Below are 18,576 nucleotides of genomic sequence, written 5' to 3' on the forward strand. Positions count from 1 at the left end.
TTATAACGGCGGTTTCGCGGCTGTGCTATCCGAAAAGTCCGAAAGATTCATAAGAAGAAATCTTGCGCGGAATTCTTCGGCGTCGAGGGGCAGGCTGACGATGTAGCCCTGGATCTGTTCGCAGCCTTCGCTGGTCAGGAATTGCTGCTGCTCGCTGTTCTCCACGCCCTCGGCGATCACGGTCAGTTGCAGGCTGCGCCCCAGGGCGATGATGGCGCGGACGATGGCGGCGTCGTGGGTGTCTTCCGGCAGGCCGCGGACGAAGGACTGGTCGATCTTGAGGATGTCCAGTGGCAGGCGTTTGAGGTAGCTCAGTGAGGAGTAGCCGGTGCCGAAGTCGTCGATCGCCAGTTGCACACCGAGTGTCTTCAATTGGTGCAGCACGGCCAGCGCTTCCTGGGTCTGGCTCATGATGAAGTTTTCGGTGATCTCCAGTTGCAGGCAGCCGGGTTCCAGGCCGTTGTCCGTGAGCAGCTGTTCGATGCGTTCCAGCAGGTTGGTCTGGCGCAGTTGCGCGCCTGCCAGGTTCACCGAGAGCGGGCCGAACGGCTGACAGGTCTTGCGCCATACGCCCATCTGGCGGCAGGCCTGCTCCAGCACCCAGTCGCCGATCTGCAGGATCATGCCGTTTTCTTCCGCCAGAGGAATGAAGTGTTCGGGCGGCACTTCGCCAAAGGTCGGGTGGTTCCAGCGGATCAGGGCTTCTGCGCCTGCCAGTGTCTGGGTCGTCAGGTTGATTTTGGGCTGGTAGGCCAGTGTCAGTTGATTGCGCTCCAGGGCTCGTCTCAGTTCCTGCTCAAGGGCGATGCGCTCACTGGCCTGCTCACTGAGGTCGCAGGTATAGCTTTCGACCCTGTTGCGGCCTTTTGCCTTGGAGCGGTACATCGCCGCGTCGGCATTTTTGACCAGCGTGGCTACGTCTGTGCCGTCGGTGGGGAACACGCAGCTGCCGATGCTGGGGCTGATGTAGAGCTCATGTTCGCCAGCCTCGAAGGGCGTGTTGAAACAGGCCAGTAATTTATTGGCGATGGCCTGTGCGTCGCTGGCTTGCAGCAGGCCCGGCAGTAGAACGATAAACTCGTCGCCGCCCAGACGTGCGACGGTGTCGATGTCGCGCAGGGTTTCCTTTAGCCGGTGTGCGATGCCTTTCAGCAGCAGGTCGCCGACCGGGTGGCCCAGGCTGTCATTGATGTGCTTGAAGCGATCCAGATCGAGGAACAGGACTGCGCCGAGGCTGCCGGACTCTTCGCTGTGCAGCAGGGCGGCTTGAAGCCTGCTCTCGAACAGTATTCGGTTGGGCAGGCCGGTGAGCGGGTCATGATGGGCCTGATAGTCGAGGCGCGCCTGGGCGTGTTTGAGGCTGGAAATGTCGGCGAAGACGGCGACGAAGTGGGTCAGGAAGTTGTCTTTGTTGCGCACGGCACTGATGGTCAGCCAGCTCGGGTAAAGCTCGCCGTTCTTGCGGCGGTTGCTGATTTCGCCCTGCCAGTGGCCCTCGGCTGTCAGTTGGTGCCACATCGAGGCATAGAACGCGCTGTCATGTTGGCCGGAGGCAAGCAGGCGAGGGGTCTGCCCGATGGCTTCACTTTCGCTGTAGCCAGTGATTTCCGTGAACGCGCGGTTGACGGCGCTGATGCTCTGGTCGGTATTGGTGATGAGCACACCCTCGGCAGTGCTCTCGAAAACAGTCGCCGCGAGATGCAGTTTCTCCTGCATTTGCCTGCTTTCGGTGATATCCCGTGTAATCGTCAGCAGACAGTCTTCACCTGCAATGATGAGGGGTTGAGAGGACAGTTCGCACAGTCGAACATCGCCATTGTTGTTACGAATCCGGACCCGCAGATCCCTGACGAAACCATGCTGTTTCATTTGCTCGATGAGTATTGAGCGCTCGCTCAGGTCAACCCAGATACCCAGGTCGAATGTCGAGTGGTCAAGGCAATACTCTTCGCTGTACCCGGTCAAGCGGCAGAACCCTTCGTTGACCTCCAGCAGCATGCCGTCCTGCTGCCGGGTAATCGCCATCCCGTCAGGCGAGGCATGAAAGGCTTTGGCGAACTTCTCTTCGGAAAGCTGTAATTGTTGTCGGGCCAGTTTGAGCTGGGTGATATCACGCACTATCACCAGCACGGCAGGTATCGGGCTATGCTCGAACGGTTGGGCGGACATGAGCCCTGAAAAGGTTTCGCCGTTTTTGCGCCGAAAGGGTATCTCCAGATTATGGATATCGCCGGTCTGCAATTGCAGCAGGACTTTTGGGCCGATGCCTGGCACTGCCCACAGATTCAGTTCTGTCGGCGTCTTGCCAATCACTTCATCAAGGGGGAGGCCGGTTCGCTCTACGAACGCCTCGTTGGCATCCATGATGTGTCCGTCGGCAAGGCTGACGATCAGCATGGCATCCGGGCATTGAGCGAAGATCGAGGCGAATTTTCCCTCGGACAGGCATGACGCTTCCCGGTCACTGTTTTTGATTACTCCACGCATATGCGGCTTACGTCCGTGTCTGACTATCGCTGATGATGGTGTGGCGTAACCTTGTAACTTCAATGATCCAAGGCTTGGTTCGAAGAGCGCTGGTGTCTGGTGTGATACATAGTTGTAGGTCAATTTTTCAGGCGCTGCAATTAGACTGATGTCTGACCTCTTTTTGATTGGGTCAATTGACAACTGGGCCTGCAAATTTTGAATTTTCTTTTGCCCCGGAAACGCAAAACCCCCGGCATGCCGGGGGTTTTGTTGACTCGCTGGTGCGATTACTCGTCGAGGAACGAGCGCAGGTGCTCGCTTCTTGTCGGGTGACGCAGCTTGCGCAGTGCCTTGGCTTCGATCTGACGAATCCGCTCGCGGGTTACGTCAAACTGCTTACCAACCTCTTCAAGCGTGTGGTCGGTATTCATGTCGATGCCGAAACGCATGCGCAGAACCTTGGCTTCACGGGCGGTAAGGCCCGACAGCACTTCGCGTGTCGCTTCTTTCAGGCTTTCAACAGTGGCGACATCGATTGGCGACTGCATGGTCGAGTCTTCGATGAAGTCACCCAGGTGCGAATCTTCGTCGTCACCGATCGGGGTTTCCATGGAGATCGGCTCTTTTGCGATCTTCAATACCTTGCGGATTTTATCCTCAGGCATTTCCATGCGTTCGCCCAGCTCTTCCGGGGTCGGTTCGCGACCCATTTCCTGCAACATCTGCCGGGAAATACGGTTGAGCTTGTTGATCGTCTCGATCATGTGCACCGGAATACGAATGGTGCGTGCCTGGTCGGCAATCGAGCGAGTGATCGCCTGACGGATCCACCAGGTGGCATAGGTCGAGAACTTGTAGCCACGACGGTATTCGAACTTGTCCACAGCCTTCATCAAGCCGATGTTGCCTTCCTGGATCAGATCGAGGAATTGCAGACCACGGTTGGTGTACTTCTTGGCGATGGAGATCACCAGACGCAAGTTCGCTTCGACCATCTCTTTCTTCGCGCGGCGGGCCTTGGCCTCACCGATCGACATGCGACGGTTGATGTCCTTGATCTCGGCGATTTTCAGGCCGGTCTCTTCTTCCAGTGCGGACAGCTTCTGCTGGCAACGCTGGATGTCAGGCTGCAGGCGACCGATGGCTTCGGCGTATTTGCTCTTGCCCTTGGCCAGTGCGTCAGTCCAGCTTTCGTCAACTTCGTTGCCTGGGAACTGGCGCAGGAAGTCGGCGCGCGGCATACGTGCATCACGTACACACAGCTGCATGATGGCGCGTTCCTGAGCACGAAGACGCTCAAGAGCACCGCGTACACGCTCTACCAGACCTTCAAACTGTTTTGGAACCAGTTTGATCGGCATGAACAGTTCGGCCAGTGCAACCATTTCGGCAATGGCGTGCTTGTCGTCGCGACCAAACTTCTTCAAGGCCTTGCGGGTGATTTCCATTTGATCGGAAACCGCACCGAAGCGCTGCTGGGCGATGACCGGATCAGGACCGCTCTCGACTTCGTCTTCTTCGTCGCTGGCGTCTGCCGACTCTTCTTCGTCGTCATCGGCACCCTCGGCCTTGACGGCTTTGGGGTCGACAGGCGGCGGGACTTCGGCAGGCGGCGCAATGCCGTCGTCCGGGTCGATATAGCCGCTCAGGACATCGGAAAGGCGACCGCCTTCGCTGGTGACGCGTGTGTATTCGGAGAGAATATGGTCAACCGTGCCTGGGAAGTGCGCAATTGCGCCCATCACTTCACGGATGCCTTCTTCGATACGTTTGGCGATTTCGATTTCGCCTTCACGGGTCAGAAGTTCAACGGTGCCCATTTCCCGCATGTACATACGAACAGGATCGGTGGTACGCCCGATGTCGGTCTCGACCGCTGCCAACGCTGCAGCCGCTTCTTCTGCGGCTGCCTCGTCGGTATCGGCGTCGGCCAGCATCAAGGCGTCCGCATCCGGAGCACTCTCGTGTACCGGGATCCCCATGTCGTTGATCATGCGGATGATGTCTTCCACCTGCTCGGGATCTGAAATATCCTCGGGCAAGTGGTCGTTGACCTCTGCGTAAGTCAGATACTTCTGCTCACGACCCAGGGTGATCAACTCTTTGATACGAGATTGCTGTTGCGCTTTTCCGGACATAACACCCTATCCACTGAAGGTCTTGGCGGGCAAAAAACAAGCCGAGGATTATACCCGAGCTATGACCTCACGCGCCAGTTGAGGTCGGGGTTTGTGCGGGAACATTGCGATTTAGCAGTTCCCTAAGCTGAATTTTCTCTTCTGCGCTCAACTCGGTCTGCCGAGCCTTGCTGATCAGATGTTCCAGACTGCGCTCGCGTTGGCGAGCGGATAAGCTAGTTATAGTGTCGAAAAACTGTTGTTCAAGGTTATCGGCCTCAATCAGCCATTCCTTTTCTGCCAGTGCGCGCAGCAAGCGGCCCTGTTCAGTCCCGTGCCATCGCGCTATCAACTGTAACGACCGAAGGTTCGGATTCTTTTGCCGGGCCTCGATAAGAGCGACCAGCAGTTGTGCGTTGGATTGGTCTTCTGCAGCGAAATGGCTGGCATTTTCGACCTTTTCCGCCAATTCGGGGTGATGCAGCAAGGTTCTCAGTGCGGCCTGCATGGGCGGCTCGACGGCGGTGGGAACACGCGGCGTTCGAGGTTCGAAGTCCTGGCGCTTGCCTTTTTTGCCCCAGGATTTGTTGTCCCATTTTTTTTGATTCGGACCGCCGGTTTTCTTCTGCGTCCATTCCTGCTGAGGCTCATAACCGCCTTGTGGCTGGTAATCGGCAAAATCAGGCATGGCGTCGTAGTCGACATACGGGTCGTAACTCGGTGGCGCCTCTGCCGGCGCGCTCTGCACCAGCTGACTGACGGCCTCGCCGGTCAGCCCGGTAATTTCGGTCAGGCGCTGACGCATCAGAATACGCAGGTTCGCGCCGGGCACCTTGTCGATCAATGGCGCCGCAAGGGTGGCCATGTGCGCCTTGCCCTCCAGCGAGCGCGGGTCGGACTCTTTAGTCAGTTGCTCGAAAAAGTAATCGGCCAGCGGCTGTGCGTGCTGATTGATGCGTGCCTTGAACGCGTCGGTGCCTTCGGAGCGCACCAGTGTGTCCGGGTCTTCGCCTTCGGGAAGAAACAGAAAGCGCGCCCGGCGTCCGTCCTGCAGGTTCGACAGGGTCGCTTCCAGCGCACGCCATGCAGCGTTACGTCCGGCCTGATCGCCGTCGAAGCAGAACAGTACGTTGGGTACCACCCTGAACAGGCGCTTCAAATGCTCTTCGCTGGTTGCAGTACCCAGCGTGGCCACGGCATTGCGCAACCCTTGCTGTGCCAGGGCGATGACGTCCATGTAGCCTTCAACGACGATGATTTCATCGAGGTTGCGATTGAATTTGCGCGCCTCGAACAGCCCGTACAGCTCCTGGCCCTTGTGGAAAACCGGTGTTTCCGGGGAGTTCAGGTACTTGGGTTTGTCATCGCCCAGTACGCGGCCGCCAAAGGCGATGACGCGCCCGCGTGAGTCACGGATCGGAAACATCACCCGGTCGCGGAAGCGGTCGTAGCGTTTGCCGGTTTCGGCGTTCTCGATCAGCAGGCCGGCATCGATCATCACCTTTTGCTGCAACGAGTCGCTGCTCAGGTGCTTGTACAGGTTGTCCCAGCCGGGAGGGGCGAAGCCCAGGCCAAAGTCCCTGGCGATTTCGCCGGACAGCCCGCGGCCCTTGAGGTAATCCACCGCAGCCTTGCGTGACGGGTGGCTTTTCAGGGCCTGGCGGTAGAACTCGGCGGCGGCGGTCAGCAGCGGGTAGAGCGGGGAATCGGTCGGTTGCCGGGGCTTTTGGCCTTTTACGCTCTGTTCGCGAGGCACTTCCATGCCGGCGGCCTTGGCCAGGTCTTCGACAGCCTGGGGGAAGTCCAGGTTGTCGTGGTCCATGATGAAGCCAAGCGCGTTGCCACCTGCGCCGCAACCGAAGCAGTAATAGAACTGCTTGTCCGGGCTGACGCTGAAAGAGGGTGTTTTCTCTTTGTGGAACGGGCAGCACGCGGTGTAGTTCTTCCCGGCTTTCTTGAGCTGCACGCGCGAACTGACAACATCGACAATATCGGTGCGGTTCAGAAGGTCGTCGATAAAGCTCTGGGGAATCAGCCCGGCCATGGCGTTCTCATCATTCAAGCGTGGTGCAAAAATATCGGATGACTCTACGAGCGTTCCGTCAGCCTGTCAGCCGTCTTTTTGAAGACGTCGGCAATAAACGGGCGCGTCTTTGCATCCGAAGGACGGTGTTGGCCTGAAAGGAATAAATCTTGAACCCGCGAGCAGGTCGGAAAGGCCACAAGCTTCGTTGTCCACTTGAGTGGTACAGAGCCAGGGACACGGAAGACGCTGCCTTGGCTGAGCTTCTTGCGAAGTCATCAAGGCATACTCGTCTTGTCATCGGTCGATGTGCTGCCCGAGTGGGCATAACCGATGTAGCCTGTGAACAGGCCGTGACGTGCTTGACTGAATATCCGAGTCGCATGTGCGGCCTGGACAGGGTCAATCAATAAAGCAAACGCGAAACAGCGAAGCTGTAACTGCCGACAGCCCGGCTGGTTGGCCGGGCAAGGCAGAAGCTTGCGACGAAGGTCTGTAAATTAATACAGACGAACGGCGCGGCGCTGTTCGCGCTGGACTTTCTTGGCGTGGCGTTTGACAGCAGCTGCTGCCTTGCGCTTACGCTCCGAAGTCGGCTTCTCGTAAAATTCGCGGCTACGAACTTCAGCCAGAACACCGGCTTTTTCGCAGGAGCGCTTGAAACGACGCAGAGCTACGTCGAAGGGTTCGTTCTCTTTAACTTTGACGGCTGGCATCCAGAGCTACCTTCATTCATTACCGGGGTCAACGCTCAGTGCAAACACTGCACAAAAGTACGTCGGTTTTTAAGGGTTGCGGATGTTAACCCCTCATTGAGAGGAATGCAAAGCCTCTGATCGAAAACCGCTGGTCGGCACCTCGGTCGGCGACTATTATGCGCGCCTTCAAATCTGCCCCCTACAAGGCGCAACCCCATGCTAGTACTGGGATTAGAAACCTCCTGCGACGAAACCGGCGTCGCGTTATACGACAGCGAACGCGGTTTGCTTGCGGACGCATTATTCAGCCAGATCGACCTGCATCGTGCCTATGGCGGTGTGGTGCCGGAGCTGGCTTCGCGCGATCACGTCAAGCGCATGCTGCCCCTGATTCGCCAGACACTGGCCGAGGCGGACTGCGTAGCCACTGATATCGACGCCATTGCCTACACGGCCGGCCCTGGGCTGGTCGGCGCCTTGCTGGTCGGCGCTTCGTGCGCTCAGGCACTGGCGTTCGCCTGGGATATCCCGGCGCTGGGCGTGCATCACATGGAAGGTCATCTGCTGGCCCCGATGCTGGAAGAAAACCCGCCACAGTTCCCGTTCGTCGCCTTGCTGGTGTCCGGCGGCCATACGCAGCTGGTGCGCGTCGACGGCATCGGTCAGTACGAGCTGCTGGGCGAGACGCTGGATGATGCCGCAGGCGAGGCGTTCGACAAGACCGCGAAGATGATGGGCATGCAGTACCCCGGCGGCCCGGAGATTTCAAAGGCAGCCTTGCAGGGCGTGGCAGGGCGTTTTGTCTTCCCTCGGCCGATGACCGATCGTCCCGGTCTGGAATTCAGCTTCAGCGGCCTGAAAACCTCTGCGCTCAATACCTGGCAGCAATGCCGGAACGCTGGAGACGACAGTGAGCAAACCCGCTGCGACATCGCTCTGGCCTTCCAGCAGGCGGTAGTGGAGACTTTGACCATCAAGTGCAAGCGCGCGCTCAAGCAGACCGGCCTCAAAAGCCTGGTGATTGCCGGTGGCGTCAGCGCCAACAAGGCACTGCGCGCTTCGCTGGAAAGCATGCTTGGCGACTTGCGCGGCCATGTCTATTACGCAAGGCCCGAGTTTTGTACTGATAACGGCGCCATGATCGCGTTTGCCGGGTGCCAGCGTTTGCAAGTCGGGCAGAGGGAAGATTTGAGCATCAGCGTGCAGGCGCGCTGGCCCATGGAGCAGTTGTCGGGGCTGTGACGGCAGACGAGGCGGGTTACGCCTCAGAAATGTCGTTCGCGCCCGGCGAGCAGGTCGCGTAGATTGCCGCGATGGCGCCAGACGATGAGCAGGGTCAACACGCTCATCGGCAGTAGCGCATGAGGCTCCTGCCAGGCCAGCAATGGCAGGGTCAGGGGTGTGGCGATCAGGGCGGCAAGCGAGCTGGTGCGGGTCAGGTAGAGCGTCAGCAGCCAGGCGACTATCGCCAGGGCAGCGGCGGGCGGATACAGGCCCAGCAGCACGCCGGCGGCGGTCGCTACGCCTTTGCCACCGCGGAAGCGGAAGTACACCGGGAACAGGTGGCCCAGCACTGCGCAGACGCCGATCCAGCCCTGTTGTGCGATGTCCATGCCCAAGGCGCTGGCGATCAGGATCGGCACCAGGCCTTTGCAGAGGTCGCCGAGCAGGGTCAGGATGGCGAGTTTTTTCCCGGCCAGACGCAGCATGTTGGTCGCGCCGGCATTGCCGGAGCCACTGGCGCGCGGGTCCGGCCTGCCGCTCAGGCGGCTGAGCAGGATGGCGAAGGACAGCGAGCCAAGCAGGTAGGCGAAGGTGGCCATTAACCAAAACATGCGAACCATTCCGGGCGAGGATGCCCTGATTCTAACGGCGCATCGCGCCCTTGTCGTGCAGTGGAGAGTAGTGCTTGGACAGAGTTTTCATCGAGGGCCTTGAGGTCGATACGGTCATTGGCGCCTATGACTGGGAGCGCGGCATTCGTCAGTGCCTGCGTCTGGACCTCAGCTTCGCCTGGGACAATCGCCCCGCAGCCGCAGGGGACGATCTGAGCAAGGCCCTCGACTACGCCAGTGTCTCGACACGTATTCAGGCGTTCGCCGAGCAGGCACAGTTCCAGTTGGTGGAGACCTTCGCCGAGCGACTGGCCGAAGTGCTGATGGGTGAATTCAATATTCCCTGGCTGCGCCTGAAACTGACCAAGCCCGGTGCTGTAGCGGCCGCAGCCGGTGTGGGCGTGGAGATCGAGCGCGGATGTCGCTGACGCGGATTTTCCTCGGCCTGGGGAGCAACAACGAGCGTGAGCGCCATCTGGTTGCGGGGCTCGATGCGCTGGATGGCTTCCTGACCGACCTGAGCTGTTCGCCGGTTTTTGAGAGCCATGCCGTGGGTATCAAGAGCGGGCCGTTCTTCAATCTGGTGGTGTCGGCGCTGACCGATCTGCCCTTGATGGAGCTGGATCGTCGCCTGAAATTCATCGAAGCGGACAATGGCCGCTATGCCCCGGATCGCAAAGGGTTGCCGCTGGATATCGATGTGCTGCTGTACGGCGAACAGGTCGGTAACTTCGACGGGCTGATCTTGCCGAGGGCAGAAATTCTAAAGAATGCCTTCGTACTGCGTCCATTGGCGTTGATTGCCCCTGAAATTCTGCATCCCGGTGTGGGGATTGCTTTCAGCAAACTCTGGGCTGATGCGCAGATCGATCAGCAGCTTTGGCCGGTGGCGTTCGAGTGGCGCGGGCTTGCACTGACGCCTGAGGATTTGCTGCGTAGCTGAGGTCATCCTCGTCTTTCAGCCCGAGTGCAGAGCGTCCATAGCTGCGCATAGTTACGAAAAGTGCTCCCCCGGACACCTCTCGTTCCTCACGCTCCGCGTGGGAATGCAGTTCGTGACGCTCCGCGTCACACAGTGCAGCGTTGCCGCCTGATTCAGTCTGTACGAGATGCAGGCCGCCTTAAAGCCTGAGCTTTGTTTATCCGTGCTGTTTCGCCAGGCTGAAGATTTTTGACGCAGAGCGTCATGAACTGCATGCCAACGCGGAGCATTGGCACGATAAGCAGTTAGATCTGCGTGTAACGATGAGCGTTGCCTGTCAGGCAACGTGCTCGGCCTTGTAGGTTTTCAGTGCCTTCAAGCGCTCGTTCTTCAGCGCGTCACCCAGTTCCTTGCCTTTCAGACCCTGTTCCAGCAACGGCTGTACTGATACCGCGCGTGCGACCTCGGCGGCGCCGCGCAGGTAGTCGGCCTGTGGATAACTGCGTTGTTCGAAGCCGTGACGTCCCCGTGCGTCCATCTCGCAGGCGGCAATGAACTCTTCAAAGCGCTGCGGGCGGCGGTAGACGTCGAAGCTTTGCAGCAACTCCAGCAGGGTCGAGGGTTTCAGCTCCAGCGCACGATGGCCGTGAGTGTGGTACTGGCCGACCAGCAGCGCCAGTTCCTGGCAGTCCCGTGGTACACGAAAACGCTCGTTGACCGCTTTTATCAGGCGCAGGCCGGTGTGTTCATGGGCGATGTGCCTTGGCCATTCGGCTTCCGGTGTCAGCCCTTTGCCGAGGTCGTGCAGCAAGCAGGCCCAGCGCACTGTCAGCGGGTGTTTGTGGCGTGCGGATTGCTCGAGGACGCTGAGCACGTGGACGCCGGTGTCTATTTCCGGGTGATGCGCGGCCGGCTGCGGTACACCAAACAACGCTTCGACTTCGGGCATCAGCTCTTTGAGCGCGCCGCAGTCGTGCAGCACCTGGATGAACACCTGAGGCTGTTCTTCCATGAGTGCGCGAGAGACTTCCTTCCAAGTTCGCTCGGCAGTCAGCGCCTTGAGTTCGCCGGATTCACTGAGCTGTCGCATCAGTCCCAGGGTCTCGGGCGCGATGGTAAAACCGTAACCGGCGTAGCGCGCTGCGAATCGCGCCACACGCAAGACTCTGAGCGGATCTTCGGCGAATGCGGGTGAAACGTGACGCAATATCCGCGCTTGCAAATCCTTCTGGCCGTTGTAGGGATCGGTTAAATTGCCGTCCTTGTCTTCAGCCATGGCATTGATCGTCAGGTCACGCCGAATCAAATCCTGCTCGAGCGTTACCTCGGGGCTGGCGTGGAAAACAAAGCCCCCGTAGCCCACGCCGCTCTTGCGCTCGGTGCGCGCCAGCGCGTATTCCTCATTGGTCAGCGGATGCAGAAACACCGGGAAATCTGTACCGACCGGGCGATAGCCCTTGATCAGCATGTCCTCGGTGCTTGCGCCGACCACGACCCAGTCGATGTCCGTGACAGGTTGACCCAGAAGACGGTCGCGTACAGCACCGCCCACTTTATAAATCTGCATAAAAAGCCTCCGTAAGCGCGACAGGATAAACCTTGTGTCGTGCTTATGGAGGCTAAAGCTGTATGAGCAAGCGTTTAACGCGCTATTGCCCTAGCGTTTAAAGGTGGACGACCGCCATATCAAGCCGGGGATATTCACTGTCGGCATGCTCGCCTTTCGGGGGTACGTGATGGGTCTTGACCACCTGATCGCCCTGCAGGGTTTCCAGGTGGATGTCAAAGCCCCACAGCCGGTGCAGGTGTTTGAGCACCTCGTCTGTCGAGTCACCAAGCGGTTTGCGATTGTGCTGTTGGTGGCGCAAGGTCAGCGAGCGGTCGCCTCGGCGGTCGATGCTGTAGATCTGCACATTGGGCTCCCGATTGCCCAGGTTGTACTGTGCAGCGAGTATTTCGCGGATGGTCCGATAGCCGTTTTCATCATGAATGGCGGGCACCAGCAGGTCGTCCTTCTGGTCGTCGTCCATAATGCTGAACAGCTTCAGGTCGCGAATCACCTTGGGCGACAGGTACTGGAGAATGAAGCTCTCGTCCTTGAAGCTGGTCATCGCGAACTTGATCGCCGTCAGCCAGTCGCTGCCGGCAATTTCCGGAAACCACTGGCGATCCTCATCGGTAGGGTGTTCGCACATCCGCCGGATGTCCTGATACATGGCAAAGCCCAGCGCATAAGGATTGATGCCGCTGTAGTAGGGGCTGTCAAAACCGGGCTGGAAAATAACGCTGGTGTGCGACTGCAGGAACTCCATCATGAAGCCGTCGGTGACCAGCCCTTCGTCGTACAGGTCATTCATCAGCGTGTAGTGCCAGAATGTCGCCCAGCCTTCGTTCATCACTTGGGTTTGGCGCTGTGGATAGAAATACTGCGCGATCTTGCGCACGATGCGCACCACTTCGCGCTGCCATGGTTCCAGCAGCGGGGCGTGTTTCTCGATGAAGTAGAGAATGTTTTCCTGCGGCTCGGCCGGAAAGCGCGCGTTGTCTTCCTTGCTGCTCTTGTCGGCACTTTTCGGGATGGTGCGCCAAAGATCGTTGATCTGTCGCTGAAGGTGCTCCTCCCGGTCCTTCTGCCGACGCCGCTCTTCTTCGGCTGAAATCGGGTAGGGGCGCTTGTAGCGGTCCACACCGTAGTTCATCAGCGCATGGCAGGAGTCGAGCAAGTCCTCCACGGCATCGATGCCATGGCGCTCCTCGCATTGCATGATGTACTGCTTGGCGAACACCAGGTAATCAATGATCGAACTGGCGTCAGTCCAGGTGCGGAACAGGTAGTTACCCTTGAAGAAGCTGTTATGGCCATAGCACGCATGGGCCACCACCAGCGCCTGCATGCAGATGGTGTTTTCTTCCATCAGGTAGGCAATGCACGGGTCGGAGTTGATGACGATCTCGTAAGCCAGGCCCATCTGGCCGCGAGAATAGGATTTTTCCGTGCTGAGGAAGTGTTTGCCGTAGGACCAGTGGTGATAGCCCAGCGGCATGCCCACCGAGGCATAGGCGTCCATCATCTGCTCGGCCGTGATCACTTCGATCTGGTTGGGATAAGTGTCCAGCGCATACCGCTCGGCAATCCTGCCGATTTCGCGGTCGTAGGCGCGGATCAGTTCGAATGTCCACTCTGACCCCGTGGAAAGGGGTTGGCGCTTCTGCTCTCTGGCGGTCATGACACTAACCTTCGCTGAAAGAGTTCGCGGAATACCGGATAGATATCACCGGCAGAGACCAGCTGTTGCTGGGCAAACGTGTCGGCAAAATCTTCACCGATGCGTTCGTATTCGTACCACAAGGCCTGGTGCTCACGCGGTGTGATTTCCACGTACGTGTAGTACTGCACGAAAGGCATGATCTGTTTGGTGAGGATTTCCCGGCAGATGGGCGAATCATCGTTCCAGTTATCGCCGTCCGACGCTTGTGCCGCGTAGATATTCCAGTCACTGCTCGGGTAGCGTGCGGCCATGATTTCCTGCATCAGTTTCAATGCGCTGGAAACGATGGTGCCGCCGGTTTCCCGGGAATAGAAAAACTCTTCCTCGTCCACTTCGCGGGCGCTGGTGTGGTGACGAATGAAGACCACGTCGATCTTGTCGTAGTTACGCTTGAGGAACAGGTACAGCAGGATGAAGAAGCGCTTGGCGATGTCCTTGGTCGCCTGAGTCATGGAGCCGGAGACGTCCATCAGGCAAAACATGACCGCTTTGGAGCTGGGGTTAGGTTGCTTGACCAGCAGGTTGTACTTGAGGTCGAAGGTGTCGAGGTAGGGCACACGACGAATGCGTGCCTTCAGTCGGTCGATCTCTACTTCCAGCTCCTGAATGTCGCCGAAGTTATCCGGCTCTTCGCGCTTCATGCGCTCAAGCTCGGCGGTCGCTTCCCTGAGTTTCGCGCGACTGCTGCCGGACAGCGCGATGCGGCGTGCATGCGCCGAGCGCAGGGTGCGGATGATGTTGATCCGCGACGGGTTGCCTTCGTTGCTGATCCCGGCGCGCACGGTCTTGAAGGTGTCGGTGCCGGTCAGGTTGCGCTTGACGAGGTTCGGCAGCTCCAGGTCTTCGAACATGAATTCGAGAAACTCTTCCTGAGTAATCTGAAACGAAAACTCATCCATCCCTTCGCCGGAATTGCCCGCCTTACCGGGGCCTTTACCGCCAGCGCCACCTTGAGGGCGGGCGATGTGCTCACCGGTGGTGAATTCTTTGTTGCCAGGATGAACAACGGTCTGCTTACCGCCGCGACCGTGGTGCAGGACCGGTTCGTCGATGTCACGCCCGGGAATGCTAATCTGTTCGCCGTGTTCCATGTCAGTGATGGAGCGCCGGCTGACCGCTTCCTCCACTGCCTTCTTGATGTGATCACGGTAACGCCGCAGAAACCGCTGGCGGTTTACCGTGCTCTTGTTCTTGCCGTTGAGACGTCGGTCGATCACATAGCTCATAGGCTCCTCCGGGGAGCTTCAAGTTGTAAGCCTCAAGCTGCAAGCGAGCAAACGATCAATCCCGAGACCGGGTGTTGATCGCTTGTCGCCTGCAGCTGATAGCTTGAAGCTTGCAGCTGCTTTACTGCGATTTCCGCACGCGCAGATACCATTCGGAAAGCAAACGTACCTGCTTGTCCGTGTAGCCCCTCTCGACCATTCGTGTCACGAAGTCGTTGTGCTTCTGCTGATCTTCTTTGCTGGCCTTGGCATTGAAGCTGATGACCGGCAGGAGGTCCTCGGTGTTGGAGAACATTTTCTTCTCGATCACCACCCGCAGCTTCTCGTAGCTGAGCCAGGTCGGGTTCTTGCCATTGTTGTTGGCGCGGGCACGCAGCACGAAGTTGACGATTTCGTTGCGGAAATCTTTCGGGTTGCTGATGCCAGCCGGTTTCTCGATCTTTTCCAGCTCCTCGTTCAAGGCCACACGGTTGAGGATCTCGCCGGTTTCCGGATCGCGGTATTCCTGATCCTGAATCCAGAAGTCCGCATACAGCACATAGCGGTCGAAAATGTTCTGACCGTACTCGCTGTAGGACTCCAGGTACGCCGTCTGGATTTCCTTGCCGATGAACTCGATATAGCGCGGTGCCAGGTATTCCTTGATAAAGCGCAGATAACGCTCGCGCGTTTCGGCGGGGAACTGCTCCTGTTCGATCTGCTGTTCCAGTACGTAAAGCAGGTGCACCGGGTTGGCCGCAATTTCGTGCGGATCGAAGTTGAACACCTTGGACAGAATCTTGAACGCGAAGCGGGTGGACAGACCATTCATGCCTTCGTCGACGCCCGCACTGTCGCGGTACTCCTGGATCGACTTGGCTTTAGGGTCGGTGTCTTTCAGGTTCTCGCCGTCATACACGCGCATCTTGGAGTAGATGTTGGAGTTGTCCGGCTCTTTGAGGCGCGACAGCGTGGTGAACTGCGCGAGCATTTTCAGGGTGTCCGGCGCGCAGTGCGCCTTGGACAGCGAGCTGTTGAACAGCAGCTTGTCGTAGATCTTGATCTCGTCGCTGACACGCAGGCAGTACGGCACCTTCACGATGTAGATACGGTCGATGAAGGCTTCGTTGTTCTTGTTGTTGCGGAAACTGTGCCACTCCGATTCGTTGGAGTGCGCCAGCAAAATACCGGTGAACGGGATCGCGCCCAGCCCTTCGGTACTGTTGTAGTTGCCTTCCTGGGTTGCGGTGAGCAGCGGGTGAAGGACCTTGATCGGGGCCTTGAACATCTCGACGAATTCCATCAGGCCCTGGTTGGCCCGGCACAGCGCGCCCGAGTAGCTGTAGGCATCGGCGTCGTTCTGCGGGAATTCTTCCAGTTTGCGGATATCCACCTTGCCGACCAGCGCAGAGATGTCCTGGTTGTTTTCGTCGCCGGGTTCGGTTTTCGCCACGGCAATCTGGTTGAGAATCGAAGGGTAGAGCTTCACCACCTTAAACTGGCTGATGTCGCCACCGAACTCGGCCAGGCGTTTGGTCGCCCAGGGCGACATGATGGTGCTCAGGTAGCGTCGCGGAATCCCGAAGTCTTCTTCGAGAATCGCGCCGTCCTCCGTGGCGTTGAACAGGCCCAGGGGCGACTCGAAGACAGGCGAGCCCTTGATGGCGTAGAACGGGACTTTTTCGATCAGTTGCTTGAGTTTTTCCGCCAGGGACGATTTACCGCCACCCACCGGGCCGAGCAGATACAGGATTTGCTTTTTCTCTTCCAGGCCTTGGGCGGCATGGCGGAAATACGAAACGATCTGGTCGATGCATTCTTCCATTCCGTGGAAGTCGGCAAAGGCCGGATAGCGGCGTATGACCTTGTTGGAGAAAATGCGCGACAGCCTGGAGTTGGCGGAGGTATCCACCAGTTCAGGCTCGCCGATAGCCAGCAGAAGGCGTTCTGCGGCAGAGGCGTAGGCGCTGCGATCCTGTTTGCAGAGCTCCAGATACTCCTGTAGCGAGAGCTCTTCTTGCCGCGTGCTTTCGAAGCGTTGTTGGAAGTGGCTGAATATACTCATGACGTCACCTCGCTCGATACGTGGAGCCGGCGGCGGATCGTCAGTCGATGCTGGCAGCGACCAAACTACGGCTGCTGTTTCCCCCCAGAACACCCTAAAAGTAACTACCGATGACCCACGCGCCGGTGTACCGGCTCTCCCCTGAATACGGATGGCCTAGGCTAAGGATAGTTCGGATTCGGAAAGATAAAGAAGGGATGCGCGAGAAGACGGGCTGACCGTTCGTCAGATGGCTCGCGAGCCCGCGTAGAACGCGGGATCAGCTGTCATAAAAATATTTTCTATCAGCCTTGCACGGTTTCTTGCGGATAAGTGGCGCGCCACAGCTCGAAACCGCCGTCCACGCTGTACACATCGGAGAAACCCTGGCCGACCAGATAGGCTGCAGCGCTCTGGCTGGAGTTGCCGTGGTAGCAGACGACCACCAGCGGCTTGTCCAGATCGGCTTCGCGGATGAAGTCGGCGATCGAGTGGTTGTCCAGATGCACGGAATCCGGAATGTGATTGCTCTCGAAAGCCTGTGGGTCCCGAACATCGACCAGTACGGCGCCTTGCTCGCGCAGAGCCTGGGCCTGTTCAGGTGGGATACGTTTGAATTCAGTCATTGCCTGGGCTCCTGAGCCTGAGGTTACGGAAGGGGAGTAGCACCGGGTTGCACGCGGGTAACAAGCCCGTCGGCGGCATTGCCGATAGCATCGCAATTGCACTGATGACGTTCAAGCGTATCGACATTGAGCAGCGTCATCGAGCCGCCCCAGACACATCCGCTGTCGAGGGCGAAGACGTCAGGTTCGTCGCAGCGACCTTCAAGCGCAGCCCAGTGGCCGAAAATGATTTTCACGTCGCGGGTCTTGCGGGTCTGGTGGCTGAACCAGGGCGCGTAGCCAGGTATCGCGGTGCCGACCCCTTCCTTGCTCTTCAGATCGAGTTTGCCGTCGCTGGTGCAGAAGCGCATGCGGGTGAAGTAGTTGGTGATGACCCGCAGACGCGTCACGCCTTGCAGGTCGTTATCCCACTTGGCCGGTTCATTGCCGTACATGCCGTCGAGAAAGGCGCCGTACAACGTGTCGTCCTGCAGCGCGTGCTCGACTTCGGCAGCGTGCTTCAAGGCCTTTTTCAGCGCCCACTGTGGCGCGATACCGGCATGCACCATGGCGACATTGCGTTCTGCGTCGTAATGCATGAGCTTCTGCCGACGTATCCAGCCAAGCAGGTCATCACGATCAGGCGCTTCAAGGATTTCAAGCAGCGTGTCGCCTTTCTTCAGCAGCTCTTTTTTACGGGCCACTGCCAGCAGGTGCAGGTCATGATTGCCGAGCACGCACACCAGCGATTCGCGAATGTTGTACAGGTATCGAAGCGTTTCCAGCGATTGCGGGCCACGGTTGACCAGGTCACCCACCAGCCAGAGGCGATCCTGCTCCGGGTTGAAGTGCACGTGCTCGAGCAGGCATTGCAGAGGTTCAAGGCAGCCTTGCAGGTCACCGACCGCGTACACCGCCATCAGTGCAGCGAGCCCGGAACGGCCAGACGGAAAGGCTCGATAACGGCATCGAAGCGTTTGCCGTCTTCGGCCAGCATCTGGTAAGTGCCCTGCATATTGCCGACCTTGGTGGTCATGACCGTACCACTGCTGTAGGTATGGCTTTGGCCGACCTTGATCAGTGGCTGCTGGCCAACCACGCCTTCACCACGTACTTCCTCGACATTGCCATCACCGTCGGTGATGACCCAGTGCCGCGACAGCAGCCGGGCAGGGAGCTCGCCATTGTTGTGCACGGTGATGGTGTAGGCGAAAGCGAAGCGGTTCTGCTCGGGTTGCGACTGCTCCGAGAGGAAGCGTGTGACGACGCTGACGTCGACCTTGTAACGAGAATCGGGCATGCAATAGGCCTTGAAATCCATAGCTGCGAAAAAAGGGCGTGTGCGGCAGGTAGATCAGTCTAGGACAAGTAAGCGGAAAATGAAGACTG

At 58.5% G+C, this 18,576-nt stretch carries 15 protein-coding genes; 3 read left to right on the top strand and 12 right to left on the bottom strand.

The window, feature by feature from the left end:
• The 4 genes from GE543_RS25275 to rpsU all read right to left on the bottom strand — a co-directional run bounded on the left by GE543_RS25275 (position 1) and on the right by rpsU (position 7,325).
• A complete protein-coding gene (locus GE543_RS25275; RefSeq protein WP_153222631.1) occupies positions 1-2,487 on the bottom strand; it encodes a bifunctional diguanylate cyclase/phosphodiesterase in 2,487 nt (828 codons plus the stop codon).
• 269 nt (positions 2,488-2,756) lie between these two features.
• Entirely contained in the window at positions 2,757-4,607 is a 1,851-nt protein-coding gene (gene rpoD, locus GE543_RS25280; protein ID WP_003411788.1) for an RNA polymerase sigma factor RpoD, read from the bottom strand.
• A gap of 67 nt (positions 4,608-4,674) precedes the next feature.
• Positions 4,675-6,630, bottom strand: a complete 1,956-nt coding sequence (gene dnaG / locus GE543_RS25285) for a DNA primase (protein ID WP_003411786.1) — start codon at positions 6,628-6,630, stop codon at positions 4,675-4,677.
• A gap of 479 nt (positions 6,631-7,109) precedes the next feature.
• Complete coding sequence (gene rpsU, locus GE543_RS25290) at positions 7,110-7,325, bottom strand: 30S ribosomal protein S21 (protein ID WP_002551877.1); 216 nt, start codon at positions 7,323-7,325, stop codon at positions 7,110-7,112.
• 198 nt (positions 7,326-7,523) lie between these two features.
• On the opposite strand from rpsU, the gene tsaD reads away from it, so the two are divergent.
• Entirely contained in the window at positions 7,524-8,549 is a 1,026-nt protein-coding gene (gene tsaD / locus GE543_RS25295) for a tRNA (adenosine(37)-N6)-threonylcarbamoyltransferase complex transferase subunit TsaD (protein WP_153222632.1), read from the top strand.
• Between the two features lie 23 nt (positions 8,550-8,572).
• Here tsaD and plsY read toward each other — a convergent pair whose 3' ends face one another.
• Positions 8,573-9,142: a glycerol-3-phosphate 1-O-acyltransferase PlsY gene (gene plsY / locus GE543_RS25300; protein WP_178118670.1), complete on the bottom strand. Its 570-nt coding sequence runs from the start codon at positions 9,140-9,142 to the stop codon at positions 8,573-8,575.
• A gap of 74 nt (positions 9,143-9,216) precedes the next feature.
• Here plsY and folB point away from each other — a divergent pair, with 74 nt between their 5' ends.
• Positions 9,217-9,570: a dihydroneopterin aldolase gene (gene folB, locus GE543_RS25305; RefSeq protein WP_003316242.1), complete on the top strand. Its 354-nt coding sequence runs from the start codon at positions 9,217-9,219 to the stop codon at positions 9,568-9,570.
• Positions 9,561-10,085 (top strand): 2-amino-4-hydroxy-6-hydroxymethyldihydropteridine diphosphokinase, encoded by a 525-nt coding sequence (gene folK / locus GE543_RS25310; RefSeq protein WP_153222634.1) that lies wholly within the window; start codon positions 9,561-9,563, stop codon positions 10,083-10,085. The genes folB and folK overlap by 10 nt, the downstream gene beginning before the upstream one ends.
• Positions 10,086-10,401: 316 nt before the next feature.
• On the opposite strand, the gene GE543_RS25315 is transcribed toward folK, so the two are convergent.
• From GE543_RS25315 to apaG, 7 genes are all read right to left on the bottom strand, one after another.
• Positions 10,402-11,631 (bottom strand): multifunctional CCA addition/repair protein, encoded by a 1,230-nt coding sequence (locus GE543_RS25315; protein WP_153222635.1) that lies wholly within the window; start codon positions 11,629-11,631, stop codon positions 10,402-10,404.
• Positions 11,632-11,728: 97 nt separating this feature from the next.
• Positions 11,729-13,291: a SpoVR family protein gene (locus GE543_RS25320; RefSeq protein ID WP_003419771.1), complete on the bottom strand. Its 1,563-nt coding sequence runs from the start codon at positions 13,289-13,291 to the stop codon at positions 11,729-11,731.
• A complete protein-coding gene (locus GE543_RS25325; RefSeq protein ID WP_153222636.1) occupies positions 13,288-14,559 on the bottom strand; it encodes a YeaH/YhbH family protein in 1,272 nt (423 codons plus the stop codon). The genes GE543_RS25320 and GE543_RS25325 overlap by 4 nt, the downstream gene beginning before the upstream one ends.
• Before the next feature lie 121 nt (positions 14,560-14,680).
• A complete protein-coding gene (locus GE543_RS25330) occupies positions 14,681-16,603 on the bottom strand; it encodes a PrkA family serine protein kinase (RefSeq protein WP_003341169.1) in 1,923 nt (640 codons plus the stop codon).
• Positions 16,604-16,887: 284 nt separating this feature from the next.
• Positions 16,888-17,208 carry a thiosulfate sulfurtransferase GlpE gene (glpE, locus tag GE543_RS25335; protein WP_003341167.1) on the bottom strand — a complete coding sequence of 107 codons (321 nt, stop codon included), beginning with the start codon at positions 17,206-17,208 and terminating at the stop codon, positions 16,888-16,890.
• 23 nt (positions 17,209-17,231) lie between these two features.
• Entirely contained in the window at positions 17,232-18,107 is an 876-nt protein-coding gene (locus tag GE543_RS25340) for a symmetrical bis(5'-nucleosyl)-tetraphosphatase (protein ID WP_153222637.1), read from the bottom strand.
• Entirely contained in the window at positions 18,107-18,487 is a 381-nt protein-coding gene (apaG, locus tag GE543_RS25345) for a Co2+/Mg2+ efflux protein ApaG (RefSeq protein WP_003316251.1), read from the bottom strand. The genes GE543_RS25340 and apaG overlap by 1 nt, the downstream gene beginning before the upstream one ends.
• Positions 18,488-18,576: the final 89 nt, after the last annotated feature.

This window comes from Pseudomonas sp. SZ57, assembly GCF_009495975.1.
Lineage (GTDB): Bacteria > Pseudomonadota > Gammaproteobacteria > Pseudomonadales > Pseudomonadaceae > Aquipseudomonas > Aquipseudomonas syringae.

Bases quoted from the DNA above. Each gene is read 5' to 3' on its own strand.
- GE543_RS25275 (WP_153222631.1), bottom strand. From the start codon at position 2,487: ATGCGTGGAGTAATCAAAAACAGTGACCGGGAAGCGTCATGCCTGTCC.
- rpoD (WP_003411788.1), bottom strand. From the start codon at position 4,607: ATGTCCGGAAAAGCGCAACAGCAATCTCGTATCAAAGAGTTGATCACC.
- dnaG (WP_003411786.1), bottom strand. From the start codon at position 6,630: ATGGCCGGGCTGATTCCCCAGAGCTTTATCGACGACCTTCTGAACCGC.
- rpsU (WP_002551877.1), bottom strand. From the start codon at position 7,325: ATGCCAGCCGTCAAAGTTAAAGAGAACGAACCCTTCGACGTAGCTCTG.
- tsaD (WP_153222632.1), top strand. From the start codon at position 7,524: ATGCTAGTACTGGGATTAGAAACCTCCTGCGACGAAACCGGCGTCGCG.
- plsY (WP_178118670.1), bottom strand. From the start codon at position 9,142: ATGTTTTGGTTAATGGCCACCTTCGCCTACCTGCTTGGCTCGCTGTCC.
- folK (WP_153222634.1), top strand. From the start codon at position 9,561: ATGTCGCTGACGCGGATTTTCCTCGGCCTGGGGAGCAACAACGAGCGT.
- GE543_RS25315 (WP_153222635.1), bottom strand. From the start codon at position 11,631: ATGCAGATTTATAAAGTGGGCGGTGCTGTACGCGACCGTCTTCTGGGT.
- GE543_RS25320 (WP_003419771.1), bottom strand. From the start codon at position 13,291: ATGACCGCCAGAGAGCAGAAGCGCCAACCCCTTTCCACGGGGTCAGAG.
- GE543_RS25325 (WP_153222636.1), bottom strand. From the start codon at position 14,559: ATGAGCTATGTGATCGACCGACGTCTCAACGGCAAGAACAAGAGCACG.
- GE543_RS25330 (WP_003341169.1), bottom strand. From the start codon at position 16,603: ATGAGTATATTCAGCCACTTCCAACAACGCTTCGAAAGCACGCGGCAA.
- glpE (WP_003341167.1), bottom strand. From the start codon at position 17,208: ATGACTGAATTCAAACGTATCCCACCTGAACAGGCCCAGGCTCTGCGC.
- GE543_RS25340 (WP_153222637.1), bottom strand. From the start codon at position 18,107: ATGGCGGTGTACGCGGTCGGTGACCTGCAAGGCTGCCTTGAACCTCTG.
- apaG (WP_003316251.1), bottom strand. From the start codon at position 18,487: ATGCCCGATTCTCGTTACAAGGTCGACGTCAGCGTCGTCACACGCTTC.